Below are 16872 nucleotides of genomic sequence, written 5' to 3' on the forward strand. Positions count from 1 at the left end.
CGGAACAGCGAATGTGACCCGCGATAAAGGCCGATGTCAGATGTCCTTGTTCTGTGGATACAGCCAGTTTCTGAGGAGCTTGCTGGCCCACGGCATCAGTGGATAAGTGAGCAATATCGACAGGACGGCGACTGTTACAAGTGTCGCCATCAAATCATTGAGCCTGCTGTTGATCGGATCCAGAATCGGGCCGAGAAGCAAGATTGATGGATAGACAACCAAGATGCTCAGAACCACCTGCTTCCAGAACGCTGGCGGCGCTTCGGAAACCAGTGCCTTTGGCCGATCAAACCAAAGTTCAATACCCGAGGCCTGCTGAGCATCATGCTCAGCGATCAGATCCTGAAGCCTAACCATCCACTGGGTATGCACTTGCGAAGTCGTCCAGGCATTGACGTTGGCTTGATTATCGAACTTCAAGAGCGTGATATATTCCGGATTACTTGGATCGGATGGCTTGATGATATCCACATCCAGAAACCCGTCGAATGTCCGCACATCCGAGTGTACTCCCTGCAGCCAGTTTTCGTATTCATCCGTTTTTCCAGGCTTGACCCGATCTGAAAACATCAGCGTTATTGGGGCACCCGCTGTAATTCTATCATCCATAATCTTTCTCCCCTGCCAGAAATTGGACGCATACGTCAGACGAAGTATGCGCCCAATGCATTAGCCCCAGGCCGCCCGCAGTGTTCTGGTTACGCGGCGATCTTCGCGTTCACAGAGTTCAGCAACAAGAAGTCCGCTTCTTTGTGATCAGGATAAAGCGCCTTCATCTTGTCCATCGCCTCTTCGCGGCTGGACGCCGCTGCAACGGTTGCCTGGAAGTCTTCGAGATATTTGTGAACTTTACCGAACAACGAGACGTCGGTCTGTGGGCCGTGCCCTGGGTAGATCTTCAGGTCGCCAGCGGAATACTTCGCCTGGAATTTTTCCAGCTGCGTTTTCCAGTTTTCGATATGGGCGTCTTCGATGGCCACCCACATATGCACGCCGTTGTAGCAGAAATCGCCGGTGAAAAACGCATTCAGATCCTTGCTGAAGATCGTTGTGAGGTGCTCGCATTCCGCGCCGTTATACTCGCTTTGCACGTCAAGCACCGCGCCATCCGACAGCTTCAATTCGGCTGATGGCAAGACATTGATGGTGTTTTCATAATCAAAACCGTCAGGGGCAGATTCCGATTTGACCTTCATCGCGGGCTCGGCGTCCAGCCAGCCGACGCCTTCCATGAACTTCGAAAACGCGATGATATCGTCTTTGATTTCTTGCCGCGAGACCACAACCTCTGCCGAGGGAAAGGCCTTTGTAAGCACATTCAGACCGATGTAGTGGTCGGCATGCCCGTGGGTGACGAGGATACGCGTCAGGTGCTTGCCAGTGGATTTGACAAATTCGGCCAGCTTCGCAGCTTCTTCGCTGTTGCGTAGACAGTCAACCAAAACAGCACTGTTGTTGTCCGTGAAGAGATAGGAATTCACGTTGGCTTCAACGCCGTGATATACATCTAGGTTCAGCATTCTTTCGCTCCATTTGCTTGTTCAACGGTCGCTGCAATGCAGATGTAAGTGTCTGATTTTGCTGAGCCGTCAGCTTCAAATGACTCTTTGTATCCAAGGAAAACTATTCGGACAATGTGGTGAAAAACGGATTTACAATCCGCTTTTTACGGATAATCAGCCAAGACTCTGCTTGCCGATCTTCCCGAGTCCGATAGAGGAAAAATAAGTTGGGTGGCCGGTTTGGCGGCTTTGATGCAAAGTTCTGCATCGACATCATGGTCATATTGCAGGTGAATGGCCGCTATTTTCCTTTGGCAAAAGCTTATTGCACCCGCAGCTGGCTTCCGGTCGATGCCGGCTGTTCCGAGACAGTCAACGTGAATTTCTCCATCTCACAGATGTGGCGAACGACAAGATTGTCCCGGGTTGTACGATTTCGCATGTCGCGTGGCTTTGCAGGCGCAGCGAGTGTCTCCTCTGACGGGCCGCACCGCAGCACCCAACTAATGTGGCGAGTGACCGCAATGGGCAGGTCATTCCTCCGCCGGTGACACTGCGCGCTGATAGAGATGCCATGTGGTGTGGCCTAGGATCGGCAGAGTGAAGATCAGGCCCAGAAATCCCGGAACCATCGACAACAACATGGTGACCGATATGATCGACGCCCAGATGAGCATGACCGCCGGGTTCTCCGTAACAACGCGAATGGACGTGAGCATGGCGGAAACGAAATCGATTTCCCGGTCGAGCAGCAGGGGCATGGCGACGACGGTCACCGTGAACAGGACAGCGGACAGAAACGCACCTGCGCAGGTGCCAATCGCAAGGAAGGTCCAGCCCTCTGGTGTGAAGAACACGGTGTTCAGGAACCCGCCGAGATCCGAGAAGGAAGCATCCTGCAGGGTGATCGCCAGCCAAAGCCGAACCTGGTACATCCACACCCAGAATATGAACAGGGTGACAAAGGCCATCCAGCCCATCTCGCGCTTGCGTTGATTGGCCATGACGGTGAGGATGTCTGACCAGCCGAAGCTCTCTCCCTTCTGCGACCGACGCGACATTTCATAAAGCCCGGCGGCTGCGAAGGGGGCGACCAGCGGAAAGCCGACAATGGCGGGAATGATCATCCAGATCTTGCCGAGCCAGACCAGGCTCCAAACAAGCAGGAGCCCGAAAACCGCAAAGAATAGACCGAAGAAGCCGCTCATGTAGGGGTGCGCAAGAAAGTCTGAAAACCCGGCTTTTAGAGATGTGGTGATATCCCCCGCAGTTACCTTGTTGACCATGGGCATGGTCGACCTCTGCAGCAAGAGATCATCCGGTGACCTGGGACCCGTGGACTTTGATGTCACGACACACTCCTTCCCAAACATAGCATCGCGCTGGTCCGCTTGCCAGCAGACCTCACAGTGAAACAGACATCGCTCCTTCGCCGACAAGGCTGCACCAAGCGAGGTTTTGGGGCAAGGGTGGAATGGCAACAATGCCGGCGTCTGACCTCCGGTCGATAGGAGATGCTGCAAATCGTACCTAGGGCGACTTTGGGAACTAGCCCGGGGGCCTTCTGAATGTCCCCTAAGCGCCGGTAAGGCTATGAAACGCGCCCGGCAGCACCGACTTTGCAAAGGTCATTTTTTGCGCACAGCAGCCATTGACGGCCAGAAAGGTATCCAGGGTTTGTGCCGATGTGGCTGCTTCCAGCCAGCCCAAGGCGGACCTGTGTCGAGGGCGCAGCACTACGTCAGTTCAGGGACATGAGGGTGGAAAGCGGAAATTCGCTGCGTTTGCGAAGGGTTCCTACCTTCCAGATAAAAGCGGCCATTCAAGCCCTCGTAAATCAAAGCCCAAATGCTGTACTGCGCACCAAGGGCAGCAATGCGCAGAAAGTTGAAATTGAAAAGTCTGATCGACTTGAAGAAATCGAACAGTTAACTTGCGAATCGTGAGCGGCTGAGCCGCGCTTAGTGCAAAGAATTCGGCTTTAGGAGTGAGCCGCTGAAGATGTAAACCAGTACTTCGAGAGTGTTTTGATAACAAATATTCTTCGCTTACTCTGGGGTTACTGGTATTCGGGAAGAAACATTTTTTATCCGCCCAGACTTAAATTTGCGTGAGAAACGTGATCTATTTTTACGAGAAGGTGAATTATGTCACACATAGGCTTTGAAAAAGAATTTGCTGAAGAGTTGCTGACGTGGTTCCAAACGGAGAGCCCCAGTATTTTCAATTTGAACCACACCCATGCAAAAGACATATCTCTAGATGCTCAGAGGCGTCGCGCGATCAATTGCGCATGGTCATTGTACAAAACAAAAAGGACAGACGATAAAAGCGTGGTGGCGGTTATTGGGGCTGGTTTCTCGGGTTTGGTTTTTGCGACCACCTTGAGCCTCCTTTCAGGATGCAGTGTTATTATATTTGAAAAAGGTAAGGCCCTGAATAGGCATCGAGAGTCGTTCTTTAGGTTCATTAGTCCCGCATTGAATGTGTCCAATACAGACAGGCAAGTTCGTGAGAGCTACGACAAATTCAATACGGAGTACTTTCCGTATCGCCCAAATCAGACATTCAAAATAGCGGAGAAATGGTTTAGAGAATTTGATCTTTTGACCCGAAACCTTCAGGTTTTAACATTGAAGACGTTGAAGTAACCAAATTTTCTGCGAGTAGAACGGATGTTGAAGTATTCCTGAGCACAGGGAACGAAACATTACCCACAAGTTTGAATTTTGATCTCGCTGTTTGCGCCATGGGATTTGGGGCGGAAAGCCCAGTTGACTTTGAGGATGTTTCAGATTTCTCCTACTGGAATAGTGGAGTGCCAGAGTGCTATCAAAACCGAATTGGCTTTAAAGATGTGTTGGTTTCTGGCGGTGGCGACAGTGGCATCATTGAAGTATTGTCGCACGTTTTTCCTTCATTCAGACATGATGAGATTGAGAGTTTTATTCGACTGCTGTCGGAAAACCAGCTTCAGAACATAAATAACGCCTTAGAAAAATTTGAAAATGAATTTGAATCGGATGAGCCGTGGCAGGGCATCATGGCATACCCAAGTACTCGAGACCTAATTAATTGGTACTCAACCCAAATTACCACCACCTTTAGTCAAGAACCACTTAGGGGGTACTCACCCCCCAGCGACGCTCGTATTGAAGTTTTCAGAGAAATACAATGTGTTTTGGAACTGTCTGGAGTGCTTCCGTTCTTTGAAGAAGACGGCAGCCCGCTTCACGAAGATCATGTCGCAGAAGAGCTTTGTGAATTGGATTTGGAGACTGTGAAACGTGATTTCGAAGAGAGAAAACCCAATATTCAACTTTTGTATGATCGATGCAAATCAGAGGTTTTGATGGACGCTATAACAGAGAATGGTTTTTTGGGGGAACACGTTCCAAAACCCAATCCAAATGTTAGAGTGACTTGGTTGGTTGGTCGGAACTTCCCGAACAAACTGTCCCCCCTAATCTCGCCCTAATTCGCCTCTTGGAAGATTCCGGCTGCGTTGAAATTCGACATTCAAAACTATCAAATGTAAAAAAGGTCCAAGAGGGTTGGAGGGTTCAATCTGACGACGGGGCAGACGAGCTTTTTGGTTATGTAATAGTGCGCCATGGTTTGAAGTCGGAAAAGATCGAGGGCATGCCTAAATCCATTGATGAGAACGCTTTGTGTTACAGTCATCGGGGAGATTCTCACGACTTCACTAAGCCCCATGATCCGGATCAAGTCACACAAGGTGGTCAGACCTTTCGCTTTCAAGAAGAAGACGTTTTGAAAGCACTTTCAACCATGGATAAACATATTCTCATTTCCGAGGTCAGGGCGTCTTTCTCAAGTTCTACGCGTGATCCCGTTAAACTATCTAAAGATGCGGTCAGCGCAGTGGCTTTGTGCAACGGCAATTCAACTATCGATTTTCTTAAGAAAATTGATGCAGAGCGTCGAGGTATTTTTGATCTAGAGTTCGTTAAAGCAGTCAATTCTTTACTTGCCGATAAGCCACTTTAGGAGAAGCGGAATTGACGGTGGAGCTTTCAGTGCACCTTTTTGAACTCCGTTTTTCTGATCATCGGTTTAGTGATGTAGGGTCAGGAATAGTAGCTGTGCACCAGAACACTGAAGGCCCGCTTTTTATATTCCGCAACTTTCGCCGACATCCGCTTTGGGCTGGGGGCAGCCATCCGCAGGGGGCGGCGGCGATGAGCAGGTTATGACCTTTGCAAAGTTTTGTCGCTTGGCCTCCATTGAAGTAAATCACTCTGCACCGCCGCATGAAAAGCGGACGTTCATCGAACATTGCGGCACGATTTCGGTATGAAAGTCGTCTATGCGGGACTTTTTTGCCGTCCAGTTTCTTGAGGTTCAGACAATTTCAGGGCCAATATCCAGCGTGGCCGCTTACTTCTTTAAAGCATCCAGCGCCAGCAATGCGGCCATCTTTGTTCCAACAGGGATCGCCTCGAGATCGACGACGTAATACGGCTCATGCACAAAAAATGGGAACTGGCCGTTGGCCCACGACTTGGCGAATACGCCCGGCTCGGCTGTACCAACAAAGAAATAGGCGGCCTTGGTCTTTTCGATACCATCAATCAGCAGGAATGCATCATCCGACCCAGCAACGGTATGGTCATTTACAAGACCGGGCACGAAATGGGCCGCCCCCAATATCTCGCGCGCTCGAATGACCAAAGGCTCCGAATTCTTCACGACCGATGCAAACCCCTTTCGGGTAAGAGTTGGCATAGCGCCTTCATCCACGCCAGATCCGCTAGCTATTCCGTCCGCTATCAACTCAATGTTATGAAGCAAAGTCTCATGTACTGCCTTACTCTCGGCGTGTAGTTTCAGCTTGAGTGTGGCGTCGGTTGGAATGACATTGTTATCCACTCCACCCTCAATTGCTCCAATTGTTACGACTGCTGTTTTATCTGGGTCGATGCGGCGCGATACTATGGTTTGAAGTTGCATGATCGCCGACCCGGCCATGACAATAGGGTCTTTGGCGTGATGGGGTGATGATCCGTGCCCGCCCACTCCATGAAACGTTACATCGACCATTGAAGACATTGTGTTTACACGACCAACCGTCGAAGCAAAAGTTCCTGTGGGCAAAGGTGCTGTGTGAAACGCCATGAACACATCCGGTTCAGGAACTCCAAGAGTCGTATACATCCCATCGTCAACCATTGCTTGGGCACCTGCAATAGGTTCCTCTGCTGGCTGTGCGACAAGAACAAGCGTCCCCGACCAACTTTCTTGCATGTCTCTCATGACTTTGGCGAGGCCAATAAGCCAAGTTGTGTGCGCGTCGTGACCACACATATGAGCGACGTATGTTTCCTCGCCCTCAAGATTGGTGGTCTGGACCTCGCTGGCATAAGGTAATCCTGTCAACTCCCGAATGGCGTTGGCGTCCATGTCCGCACGCCACATCACGACTGGTCCGGGTCCATTCTCAAATATGCCGACGACCCCTGTTCCGCCAACTCCAGTAGTGACCTGATACCCCAACTCACCTAGTTCGCGTGCCACGACTTCAGCAGTTCGCGTTTCCATAAATCCAAGTTCTGGGTTTTGATGGATGCCTTGGAAAATGGACTGCAATCGCTTAGCGTCGCCATCTACGATTTCGTCGACTTGTTGAGTAAACGAATTAACCTGAGATTCATTGGACTGCGAAATGCCCACCGAAGGGCTGGTGGTTGCTATCGCCGTCGAAATTATTGCAATCTTGAGCAAACGGGTCATGAGCTATCCTTTTTGGAGTAGTCGCAAGAAATCTGTGGCTGCAATTATCTTGCAAATAGATGTCAGCAACAAGTCCGCTTTGGGCTCAAACTGGTCATCCGACAACTTTGGTTGGTCAAGTCGCCCGTTTGTCGCGCTGGATGGCAGCTATGCGGACAAAGGGTGCTTTGATCTGAAGTTGCCCAGTGTCTGCTTGCAGAAAATTAAAATCGAAGGGTGTATTAGCAAACTCTATATGTTGGGAAATACCCGCAAGGAGCTGGTCATGCTCTAGGACAGTGCCTCGTTGAGGCTGCAGTGTGTAATTAACCAGCTATCATCAGGCTGACGCGCCAAAACATTTAGTGAGACGCCTTCACCTGTCGTGCCTTCGCTAAATTCTGCAATACACCAGCCGAGATCGCCATCTCTACTTGCACTTGAGACGATGATTTTCTTGTTCTCTGCACCTTCCGTGACCCACTCAGCATGTGTGTCTTCTATGGCCTGCCTCCCAATTGCAGGTGGTCCAAATGGTGAGTACATTTCTGCATGCCCTGCGTATACGGACGCGCATCCTTTAGCGTCCCCCTGTTTGTAGCAGGTGACATAGTGATCGAGCAGCTTCTGGCACTCTTGCTTGAAAGACACGTACATACTCCCCAATACTTCATCTTAGCATTCGTTCTTGAAACCCTGCGGTCAAAGTCTTTCGCAGTCAATTGGTCCGCGTTGTGTCCATTTAGGAACAGCCTCAAGGTAGAACATGTTTGCTCAAAATCCTTGGCAATTCTCAGACTTCTTGACGCATTTTTTTGTATATGCGTGGTGGAGCGGTCATTCGTGCAAGGTGCAGCATCATGCAGGATGGGCTCCCTACTGCCGTTCGCTGCACCAGGTGCGGATGGCTGCAGGGAGCCCACAGCTGACGTTACCCTGGGGGCGACCCCTCACTGGAGTGGCACGTAAGTCACAGCCCGAAGCGGACATTGCTGTCACTTGTGGGTTGCGACCGCACTGCGGACGGAGCCGTCATTGGGGCGACTGCATTCAACGTCCGCTTCTGTCAAAAAATCCCAAACCGATATTCGATGGTGTTTTCGGTATTCGAATTTAGTTTCAAATTATTCAGTCCCGCCCAATCGGAAACAAAGTTTGAATAAGTGACGTCACGTAAGACCTTGGCTGGATAGTGTTGTTCGGTGTTACCACCGGCGCAGCATCGAAAGATATGAACAACATCGATTGTTCGCTTTCTGATACTCCGAGGACACCGTTAGATGTTACGAGAACTACAGATGTAGGATGAACTTCTGTTACCTGATCAATGTCGAAGGCAATGTCATAGGTCTCTGTGCTCAGTATGTGAGCTGATCGACCAGTACCGAAAACCAGAGCGGAGATTACAATTATCAAGCCAACATTCGCCGATATGAAAAGCTTAAAGAACTGGCTTTCTGCTTTTAAGTAGCTCTTTCTAAACTTGAGAACAGACCGAACTGAAACTACAAAACCGCGAAAAAATTCCTTAAAGAGCCAACCCCGGCTCGGATCTTCATCAGAGTTCAACTTTCTAATAGCAACCTGCGCCGCGGCCTCAAGTAGTATAAAGACAATTGAGTAGGCAAAAAACAAAATCAGACAGTACACCAGTACTGCAACGATACAGACCAGCGCCACATTCCATCCAAGATAGAGTAATGAGAAAATAAGCGTCAGCAGTATATAGCGCAACATCAAGTCATAACGCAGCTCGGGGGCTTCAAGAGCTTTGTTGTATAGGGCGCGAGTTCTCTCAAGGTTTTGACTGAAGTAACGCTTTTTGACTTCAGCTTCTTCGGGAACTAAGAATCCGTTGTTCTTTCTACGTTCCACTCTTCGCGATATATGTTTCAGTCGTCGTCGTGAAGCAAAGACCAAAGCGGAATAAGGAAAGAGAAACCTCACAAAAAACATCGAGAGCACTCGGCTGAGGAGGCTAGAAATTGCTAAAAAACCTCCCGCTATGAAAATCAGGCTGGAGAAAGACTTGAAATCCACAAATGGGGGAACGCTTCCAAAAGCAAAGTAAATATACCCAAAAAATTGTAAGATAGAGAACGATAGAACTATTATACCGTTCTTGAATGCCTTTGAGTAGTCAATGCCCTCCAGGTACTCGATCGCCTTTGCAATCTTTGCCACAAACTCTTCCATCATTGACCAACTTTCTAACGCTTGCTCCTCCCTGAATACGACTAAGGCCGACAGATTGGCAAGGCAGCCTGCTGCGACGGAAAACTGACATTCGTTCAGCCCGCAGCATTGGATGCTTTGGCTCGACAGCCGCCGTTCGCTGCACCAGGTGCGGTTGGCGGCAGGCAGCCCAAAGCGGACGCAACCCGGTCCAACAAGGAAGGCGGAATGCCAACATATGCTACGGAGCGATCAATCCAAAGCCCTCAAAACCGATATATACATGAAAGAACTACAGGGAAATGACAGACAAAAAACACCTCAGGACTTAATTATATCTGACCCGATCAAAGCGAATTCATCTTGATATCTTGCTCTAAGCTTGCTGTATGATTCTGGCTCTATATCGGCTAAAAATGCTAAACTCCCCCTTAACCGCGTTAACTCAATAGGTTTTAACTTTGCAGCCTGATGTACTTGCGCACGAATTTTTCTTTTCTTTTCTCGCCCCAGAGATAACTTCCCCTCACTTGAAAGCGTGACGCCAGTGACATGTCTATTGTGTTTCCTCGAGGAGTGAATAGTTTTGTCGACGTTGATCGATAACTTCGGGTAGGGAAGCTCAGTCAAAACTTTTCTTACCAAACTCGGCCATTCAAATAGGATATCGGGTGTGCTGGTAGAGAACGACAAATCATCCGAATACCTAGTGTAGTTCACCCCACAGCTTTGAGATATCTCACTCAACTTACGGTCAAAGTCGAACATCATAGAATTAGATATCAACGGAGATCCTGGCGAACCGATACTAAGTACCAGTTGTTCACCTTTCTTCATGAAAAACACCTTTTTGAAGATATTTATGTCATGCGGGTTTGAAATTTTGTGTTTTTCTCGAAGAAGAATTTCAAAATCTGATGATTTAATTGACGGGAAAAAGTCACTAAAATCCATTTTTAATAAAAAACTATTATCGAGGTGTGGTGAGGCATTATCTTTGATGCTCGTTCCCTTTCTGTAGGCCTTTGCGCTATCATGGACTACTAATAGGTCGTTCAAAATCCCTGACAGAAGCGTTCTTTGCACCGCTTTTAGAACACGTGAAGGATGCGCTATAGTTCGCGATCCACGGTTATTTTTTTTGGGAATTTGGTAAACCTTGTACCTGAAAGGACAAGTGGCGATGAAGCGATCAAGTTCGTCGCCTGAGAACCTAAAGCTCGCTCTTAATAACTCAGTTGCGGTGGGTTTCATACTCTAGGCCCCTTTCGACGCAATGGCGCTCTTCCTGCGTCTATTGAGTGTCGACCGCTCAGAATTGATAAACGACATATACTCAATTTTGATTTCAGAATCCTTGATGTGGATATTTTTACCCTCATCATTGATCTGAGGCGTGTATCCAAAGTGGACACGATCAGCGCTATCAACTTGAGTTATGAAAAAATCTATATTTGACTTCCGCACACAGCGAATAAAACCGAGGCTTTGCAGTATGTACAAACCAGAATTTAAGTTTTGCTTGGGGACATCTAGCGCCTTCAGGCACCCCTCTATTTCCGTCTTTTTTAGAGCATGAAATAAGTCAATTAATTGAAAAATCAAATATAAAACATGCCCCCGGTCCAAAGCATTGAACTTCGAGGTCTTAGCGACATCTTTGACAAGTTCGTGGATGTCATCAACAATTTCTCGAACTTCTGACACCTTAATCTTCTCGACATCTTTAGGGTCAAGCTTGTATACAAAAACTGAATCGTTACTCGCCTCTTTAAGCGGTTGAATTAAGCCGAGTTTGATGAATGAGCTAGCGTCATAGTGTTCATCGCGCACAATCACCACCAACTTAGATTTTAAGTTGCTGTTCGCATAGAAAAGACCTAGCTCAGCAAGGGAACCGGCACTCTCCAATATAACGACGATATATGATGAAAGAGAAGCTATATCGTTTTCAAAAGCAGATAGGTTTTCGTATCCAAGGTGCCAGTTTTTAAAATCTTCGGCCAATTTAATTGAAGGAGCAAGCTCCTCAAACTCACTTTTCCCCAAAATATTCATAAACATATTTCGGATAGAGTGATTGGAAGTTTTCTCTATGTCTACTTCCCCACCGCAAAGGAATACAATGGGTGGCGATTGCAAAATCCGCGATTTTTCGAGGTCAATTAGGTCAACAAATTTTCTTAAAACGTCGTCAATCAACGTAAACTCCAACTTGAAATTCTCATTACCCTTGAAGGAGCGAGAAGAAGGCTTCTTCTTTATCTAAGCGCAGTCTGAGAAAGAAGAAGCCTTCTTCTCGCGCATAAATGTAACCAATGATATTCAGTCTGGCGGAACGCCCGACTATGCAAGTGAATTGCATAACACGTAATGAGAATTTCACCATTATACTCTGGGCGCCTAGTGTCAACAGAAAATCAGCAACAACTTCACGAAGTTATCCGGGGTAGCTTTGACCCGGTCCCCTCTTTGATTACGGGTTCCTGTGATCGACTTTGCAGGGTTCACTAACTGCGCACAGCAGAAGCCCGCCTAGGGCGCAGTAAGCTTTCGCCCGCTGCCCAGATGTAAGCCATTCGTATCTACTATTGGCCGGGGTCACGTTTTCGCCTTTGAGTGAGGCTGAGCTAGCCTAGAAACCGGGCTGCATCGAACCGTGACGCATGTGTGTATCGGGATGATCTGCGGCCCGCCCCGTGACAAGCGGTTTCGGGCCACGCGCACCGCTTGGCGGCAATATGAAAACCCGCACGATGCCGGTGCAGTCTGGCACGGTTTGGGTTGCGGGTGAAGACCGATCCGGTCGCAAACACAACACACGTATGGGGAATAATGGCGCACCCAGAAGGATTCGAACCTTCGACCTTCGCCTTCGGAGGGCGACACTCTATCCAGCTGAGCTATGGGTGCGCTCTTGTTATTCTAGACACTGACCCGACACTGGAAGCCGTTTAGTCAATGTATTCAGCACCTTAACCAAGCTTAATTCCGCCTTCGGAGGGCAGCGCTCTATCCAGCTGAGCTACAGGTGCCTGTGGCAAGGGCTATAGAATAAACCCCGGTGTGCCGCAATCGAAAAACCGAGGTTTGTCGGGAAAATTCCAGTTACCCAAACAGATCGTGTGCCAATTCCAGCGCATCGACCAGCGTGTCCACCTCTTGTTTGGTGTTATACAGACCAAAAGAGGCGCGACAGGTAGCCGTGACTCCCAGATGATCCATCAACGGGCCTGCACAATGATGCCCCGCCCGCACTGCGACACCCTTTTTGTCCAAGATGGTCGAAATGTCATGGGCATGGGCTGCGCCTTCGAGGGTAAAGGAGAAAATCGCGGCCTTACCCGCGGCAGTGCCCTGCACGTTCAACCAATTGATGCCGGTCAGACGTTCCAATGCGTAATCGCGCAAAGACGCCTCATGCGCGGCGATATTGTCCATCCCCAACGCCATCATGTACTCAAGAGCCACCCCCAGACCAATGGTCTGGACGATCCCCGGTGTACCGGCTTCGAATTTCATCGGAGGATCGTTATAGATGACCTGATCCTTGCTGACTTCCTTGATCATGTCCCCCCCCCCGATAAAGGGACGCATTTCGGCCATGCGTTCAGGGCGAATATAGATCGCGCCGGACCCGGACGGACCATACAGCTTGTGACCCGTGATCGCATAGAAATCACACCCGATATCCTGCACGTCGACGGGCATATGCACCGCCCCCTGCGAGCCATCAACCAATACCGGGACGCCCTTGGCATGGGCCCCTTGGGTAATGGATTTGACGTCAACGACGGTGCCTAGAACATTGGAGCATTGGGTGACCGCGACCAGTTTGGTTCTGGGGCCGATCGCGTCAAGAACCGCTTGCGGATCCAGGCTGCCATCATCGGAAACATCCACCCATTTCAACACCACCCCCTGACGTTCACGCAGGAAATGCCAGGGGACGATATTGGCGTGGTGTTCCATCACCGACAACACGATCTCATCGCCCGCCTCGAACCGAGGCATAGCCCAGCCGTACGCCACCAGATTGATGCCCTCGGTGGTGCCGGAATTGAGGACAATGTGATCCTCATCTGCTGCATTCAGGAATTTGGCAATTGTGCCACGCACCGCCTCGTATCGTTCTGTCGATAGATTAGAAAGATAGTGCAACCCACGGTGAACATTGGAATACTCTTCGCCGTAGGCCCGTGTGATTGCGTCAATCACCACCTGCGGTTTTTGGGCCGATGCACCATTGTCCAAATAGGTCAGCGGCTTGCCATGCACCTGTCGCGACAGGATGGGGAAATCGGAGCGGATCTTGTCGATGTCATACATGAGACATTCCAATCAGTAGCGCCCGGTCAGGGCGACGAGAAGAGAAAGCGCAACAGCCAGAACAACCAGTGTCATGCTCAGAACGGCAGCAGCCCGTCCCATTGATTTCAACTGATGCGCCTGATCAATGAAATGCACCAGAATGTAAAGCCCGTAGACCACCCCCGCCATATGCAGGATCACGGCCAACGGCGGCGCAAACAGCGACAATCCAACGACGATTGCCTGGGCTGCGACCTGCAGCAGTTGCAACCAGACCATCAGCGCCATGACCTGGTTCAAGGAGCCGGTGCCCCTGAACATCCCGCCGACCAGATACAGCGCGTAAATGAACAATACCTGCCCGCCGGCCACGATGGCGAAATAGACACCTGGCGAGGCAAACATGATCGGCAGATCCGCATCCGCACCAGGGTCCATGATCATCTTTTGAAAGGTCAGAAAGAAGGTGTTGACCACAGCTGCAAGAAACAGGGCTGTCCACAGCACTTCGCGACCCAGGTTCATCGACAGGATCTGTTGCGCCGCCGCCGCCGGGCTGCGCAGGGTCAAAACGACCAGGTTTCGGATGTCCTGCGGTGTCATGAGTTGGCCGTCCAATACCCTTGGATCATGCCGCTGACCCAGAACCAGAAAAAGAATGCCGCCCACAGGATGCCCACGGCCTGTTGTCCCGGTCCAGGGCCAATGAAGCCTGCGATCAGCCCATGCAACAGCGCCAAAGGGCTGGCCGCCAGCAAAGCCCAGAACAGCGCCAGGCGGGCATGGTGCGAAGCCCCCTTGCCGCCGATCAATCGCACCAGCACATGGGTGATCCATGCGAGGAAATACAGGATCAGCGGCAACATGAACACCAGGGCCAGCAAAGCGCTGCCCATCAGCATGTTCTTGTCGGTGCCCTCCAGATGGGCTTCGCGCGCCAAAGCCGGAAGGCGCGCAAAGAACAGCAGCACACAGCCGCCCATCACAAAGGCCAACAGGCGATCTTCGCGCTGTCCCATGCCCAGCAGCCGCGCCACAACCCGGCGCGGCCCGCGGTACGTCGCGGTGATATCCGATGTAACCGGCATCAGCGCCGCCTGGTCAACCAGCCTTCGAGGCGGTCCACAATATCAGCGGCCAGAGCACGGTCTTCGATCTCTTCCACAGCCTCGGCCAGGAATGCCAGGGTCAGAAGATCGGTGGCTTCCTTGTGGGGAACCCCGCGTGACCGCAGATAGAACAGCGCCGTGTCGTCAATCGCACCCGAGGTCGAGCCATGCGAACAGGCCACGTCGTCGGCATAGATTTCCAGTTCGGGTTTGGCCAGGAACTGGCTGTCATCATCCAACAGCAGTGATTGGCTGATCTGATACCCATCGGTCTTCTGTGCGCCTTCCTTGACCAGGATCTTGCCCTGGAACACGCCGGTCGCACCGTTGCGCAGTACTTTCTTGAAAACCTGACGGCTTTCACAATTCACGGCATCATGGGTGATGAACACCGTGTCGTCGTGCAGAAAATCACCATCTCCGACACAGGCACCAGCAATGTGGGCAATGGCATCGTCACCGGTCAGTTCGATCACCGCTTCGTTGCGGGTCAATTGGCCGTTGACGGTCAGGGTAAAGGATTTGAACACGGATTCCCGACCCAGACGCGCAAACAGGTGCGTTGCAGCGCGACGTTCGTGGTCCCTGCCCTGTGCGCGGACCAAATGCAATTTGCCTGTATCGGCAATGTCGATTTCCATGCATTTGTTGAACCGCGATGCCGCGGGGCCATTCTCCAGAATGGTCGCTTCGGCACCGGCTTCGACCCGGATCACGTGATGCAGGATCGCGTCCGATTTTTCATCTTCGTGGACATAGATCAAGCTGATCGGTTTGGACGGAGACCCGGTCACATGGATCGCAACCCCATCCGTGGCAAAGGCCGTGTTCAAGGCCGCCAGTGGACGTTCCACCGGCGATTGGCCACGCGCTTCGAGCACACCATAGATGTCTTTTGCCCAATGGATATCCTTGCAACAGATATCTTCGAGACGGTCGATCCGCACACCTTCCAGGGCCAGATCATCGGACTGTTCCGGATCAAAGACACCATCGACAAATACGATACGCAAACGTTCGAAATCGTTGAACATTGGCGCTTCGTCATTGTCGAAAACCGCGGCCGGGATCACATCGGGCTGAACCAATGTGTCGGGACGGGTGTATTTCCAGTATTCGTCGCGACGCGACGGCAACCCCATGGTCTGCACCCGCGACAGCGCGGCCTGACGGGCGGCGTTCAGGCATCCCCCCTGGGGCAGCGCCAATGCGTTCAACCGCGCATCCGTCGCGGATTGTTTCAGTTCGGGCAAAGCCATTTACGCCACCTCGGCCAGAATGTCGGCATAGCCGTTGTTTTCAACTTCCAGAGCCAGTTCAGGACCGCCGGATTTGACAATCCGGCCATTGGCCATGATGTGCACCACATCCGGTTTAATGTGGTCCAGAAGGCGCTGATAGTGGGTGATCACCAGAAACCCGCGCCCTTCGTCACGCAACGCGTTCACACCTTCCGCTACCAGCTTCATCGCGTCCACATCCAGACCCGAGTCGGTTTCGTCCAGAATGCACATCTTTGGCTGAAGCATCGCCATCTGCAGGATTTCATTACGCTTTTTCTCGCCACCCGAGAACCCCACATTGACAGGGCGTTTCAGCATATCGGCGTCGATCTTCAAGGTCTTGGCCTTGGCGCGCACTTCCTTGAGAAAATCTGCGGCAGAAAGTTCGTCTTCGCCGCGCGCCTTGCGCTGTGCGTTTACCGCAGTGCGCAGAAACGTCATGTTGCCGACGCCGGGAATTTCCACCGGGTATTGAAACGCCAGAAACAGACCGGCCGCTGCGCGCTCTTCCGCTTCCAGTTCCAACAGGTCGACACCACTCAGCGAGGCTTCGCCTTCTGTGACCTCATAGCCGCCGCGCCCGGACAGAACATAGGACAAGGTTGATTTCCCCGATCCATTCGGTCCCATGATGGCATGGACTTTGCCTGCCTCGACCTTCAGGTCGACACCCTTCAGGATTTGCTTGTCTTCTTCTTCAAGTTTGACGTGCAGGTTTTTGATTTCCAGCATTTTTTCCTCGTCTCTTATCTCTTGTGT

Annotated in this window: 18 protein-coding genes and 1 tRNA gene; 5 read left to right on the forward strand and 14 right to left on the reverse strand. The window is 50.9% G+C overall.

The features are described from left to right. Nucleotides 1–36 precede the first annotated feature (36 nt). The 3 genes from K3727_12530 to K3727_12540 form a co-directional block, all read right to left on the reverse strand. Nucleotides 37–609, reverse strand: a complete 573-nt coding sequence (locus tag K3727_12530) for an antibiotic biosynthesis monooxygenase (GenBank protein UWQ89646.1) — start codon at nucleotides 607–609, stop codon at nucleotides 37–39. Nucleotides 610–698: 89 nt separating this feature from the next. Then, nucleotides 699–1520: an MBL fold metallo-hydrolase gene (locus tag K3727_12535; GenBank protein UWQ89647.1), complete on the reverse strand. Its 822-nt coding sequence runs from the start codon at nucleotides 1518–1520 to the stop codon at nucleotides 699–701. Nucleotides 1521–2035: 515 nt separating this feature from the next. Then, nucleotides 2036–2794 (reverse strand): DUF2189 domain-containing protein, encoded by a 759-nt coding sequence (locus K3727_12540; protein UWQ89648.1) that lies wholly within the window; start codon nucleotides 2792–2794, stop codon nucleotides 2036–2038. A 468-nt stretch (nucleotides 2795–3262) separates the two neighbouring features. Here K3727_12540 and K3727_12545 point away from each other — a divergent pair, with 468 nt between their 5' ends. The 4 genes from K3727_12545 to K3727_12560 all read left to right on the forward strand — a co-directional run bounded on the left by K3727_12545 (nucleotide 3263) and on the right by K3727_12560 (nucleotide 5513). Then, nucleotides 3263–3448, forward strand: a complete 186-nt coding sequence (locus tag K3727_12545; GenBank protein ID UWQ89649.1) for a hypothetical protein — start codon at nucleotides 3263–3265, stop codon at nucleotides 3446–3448. A gap of 201 nt (nucleotides 3449–3649) precedes the next feature. Next, a complete protein-coding gene (locus K3727_12550; protein UWQ89650.1) occupies nucleotides 3650–4153 on the forward strand; it encodes an NAD(P)/FAD-dependent oxidoreductase in 504 nt (167 codons plus the stop codon). A gap of 71 nt (nucleotides 4154–4224) precedes the next feature. Beyond that, complete coding sequence (locus K3727_12555; protein UWQ89651.1) at nucleotides 4225–4980, forward strand: hypothetical protein; 756 nt, start codon at nucleotides 4225–4227, stop codon at nucleotides 4978–4980. Between the two features lie 164 nt (nucleotides 4981–5144). Then, a complete protein-coding gene (locus K3727_12560) occupies nucleotides 5145–5513 on the forward strand; it encodes a hypothetical protein (GenBank protein UWQ89652.1) in 369 nt (122 codons plus the stop codon). Between the two features lie 390 nt (nucleotides 5514–5903). Here the strand turns inward: K3727_12560 and K3727_12565 are convergent, their stop codons facing one another. Next, complete coding sequence (locus K3727_12565; protein UWQ89653.1) at nucleotides 5904–7256, reverse strand: amidohydrolase; 1353 nt, start codon at nucleotides 7254–7256, stop codon at nucleotides 5904–5906. Between K3727_12565 and K3727_12570 the strand changes: the two genes are divergently transcribed. Further along, nucleotides 7255–7530, forward strand: coding sequence for a hypothetical protein (locus tag K3727_12570; GenBank protein UWQ89654.1), 276 nt, complete (start codon nucleotides 7255–7257; stop codon nucleotides 7528–7530). The two genes, K3727_12565 and K3727_12570, sit on opposite strands and share 2 nt — an antisense overlap. On the opposite strand, the gene K3727_12575 is transcribed toward K3727_12570, so the two are convergent. The 10 genes from K3727_12575 to sufC form a co-directional block, all read right to left on the reverse strand. Beyond that, complete coding sequence (locus tag K3727_12575; protein UWQ89655.1) at nucleotides 7527–7886, reverse strand: hypothetical protein; 360 nt, start codon at nucleotides 7884–7886, stop codon at nucleotides 7527–7529. The genes K3727_12570 and K3727_12575 overlap by 4 nt on opposite strands. Nucleotides 7887–8363: 477 nt before the next feature. Further along, a complete protein-coding gene (locus K3727_12580; protein ID UWQ89656.1) occupies nucleotides 8364–9434 on the reverse strand; it encodes a hypothetical protein in 1071 nt (356 codons plus the stop codon). Nucleotides 9435–9731: 297 nt separating this feature from the next. Beyond that, the gene (locus tag K3727_12585; protein ID UWQ89657.1) at nucleotides 9732–10664 is read right to left on the reverse strand and encodes a retron St85 family RNA-directed DNA polymerase; all 933 of its coding nucleotides are present in this window, start codon (nucleotides 10662–10664) and stop codon (nucleotides 9732–9734) included. A gap of 3 nt (nucleotides 10665–10667) precedes the next feature. Further along, nucleotides 10668–11612, reverse strand: a complete 945-nt coding sequence (locus K3727_12590; protein UWQ89658.1) for a retron St85 family effector protein — start codon at nucleotides 11610–11612, stop codon at nucleotides 10668–10670. 634 nt (nucleotides 11613–12246) lie between these two features. Next, nucleotides 12247–12323 (reverse strand) — tRNA-Arg (locus K3727_12595). Between the two features lie 195 nt (nucleotides 12324–12518). Further along, nucleotides 12519–13739: a cysteine desulfurase gene (locus K3727_12600; protein UWQ89659.1), complete on the reverse strand. Its 1221-nt coding sequence runs from the start codon at nucleotides 13737–13739 to the stop codon at nucleotides 12519–12521. Nucleotides 13740–13751: 12 nt separating this feature from the next. Continuing rightward, complete coding sequence (locus tag K3727_12605) at nucleotides 13752–14324, reverse strand: YIP1 family protein (protein ID UWQ89660.1); 573 nt, start codon at nucleotides 14322–14324, stop codon at nucleotides 13752–13754. Then, the gene (locus K3727_12610) at nucleotides 14321–14809 is read right to left on the reverse strand and encodes a YIP1 family protein (protein ID UWQ89661.1); all 489 of its coding nucleotides are present in this window, start codon (nucleotides 14807–14809) and stop codon (nucleotides 14321–14323) included. The genes K3727_12605 and K3727_12610 overlap by 4 nt, the downstream gene beginning before the upstream one ends. Beyond that, entirely contained in the window at nucleotides 14809–16089 is a 1281-nt protein-coding gene (locus K3727_12615; protein UWQ89662.1) for a SufD family Fe-S cluster assembly protein, read from the reverse strand. Before K3727_12615 ends, K3727_12610 begins: the two co-directional genes overlap by 1 nt. After that, on the reverse strand, nucleotides 16090–16845 hold the full coding sequence (gene sufC / locus K3727_12620; protein UWQ89663.1) for a Fe-S cluster assembly ATPase SufC: 756 nt from the start codon (nucleotides 16843–16845) through the stop codon (nucleotides 16090–16092). Nucleotides 16846–16872: the final 27 nt, after the last annotated feature.

Source organism: Rhodobacteraceae bacterium M382 (genome assembly GCA_025141015.1).
Lineage (GTDB): Bacteria > Pseudomonadota > Alphaproteobacteria > Rhodobacterales > Rhodobacteraceae > Aliisedimentitalea > Aliisedimentitalea scapharcae.

Excerpts from the sequence above, each read along its gene's own strand:
- K3727_12530 (UWQ89646.1), bottom strand. The coding sequence starts at position 609 with ATGGATGATAGAATTACAGCGGGTGCCCCAATAACGCTGATGTTTTCA.
- K3727_12535 (UWQ89647.1), bottom strand. The coding sequence starts at position 1,520 with ATGCTGAACCTAGATGTATATCACGGCGTTGAAGCCAACGTGAATTCC.
- K3727_12540 (UWQ89648.1), bottom strand. The coding sequence starts at position 2,794 with ATGCCCATGGTCAACAAGGTAACTGCGGGGGATATCACCACATCTCTA.
- K3727_12550 (UWQ89650.1), top strand. The coding sequence starts at position 3,650 with ATGTCACACATAGGCTTTGAAAAAGAATTTGCTGAAGAGTTGCTGACG.
- K3727_12560 (UWQ89652.1), top strand. The coding sequence starts at position 5,145 with ATGCCTAAATCCATTGATGAGAACGCTTTGTGTTACAGTCATCGGGGA.
- K3727_12570 (UWQ89654.1), top strand. The coding sequence starts at position 7,255 with ATGAGCTATCCTTTTTGGAGTAGTCGCAAGAAATCTGTGGCTGCAATT.
- K3727_12565 (UWQ89653.1), bottom strand. The coding sequence starts at position 7,256 with ATGACCCGTTTGCTCAAGATTGCAATAATTTCGACGGCGATAGCAACC.
- K3727_12580 (UWQ89656.1), bottom strand. The coding sequence starts at position 9,434 with ATGATGGAAGAGTTTGTGGCAAAGATTGCAAAGGCGATCGAGTACCTG.
- K3727_12585 (UWQ89657.1), bottom strand. The coding sequence starts at position 10,664 with ATGAAACCCACCGCAACTGAGTTATTAAGAGCGAGCTTTAGGTTCTCA.
- K3727_12600 (UWQ89659.1), bottom strand. The coding sequence starts at position 13,739 with ATGTATGACATCGACAAGATCCGCTCCGATTTCCCCATCCTGTCGCGA.
- K3727_12605 (UWQ89660.1), bottom strand. The coding sequence starts at position 14,324 with ATGACACCGCAGGACATCCGAAACCTGGTCGTTTTGACCCTGCGCAGC.
- K3727_12610 (UWQ89661.1), bottom strand. The coding sequence starts at position 14,809 with ATGCCGGTTACATCGGATATCACCGCGACGTACCGCGGGCCGCGCCGG.
- K3727_12615 (UWQ89662.1), bottom strand. The coding sequence starts at position 16,089 with ATGGCTTTGCCCGAACTGAAACAATCCGCGACGGATGCGCGGTTGAAC.
- sufC (UWQ89663.1), bottom strand. The coding sequence starts at position 16,845 with ATGCTGGAAATCAAAAACCTGCACGTCAAACTTGAAGAAGAAGACAAG.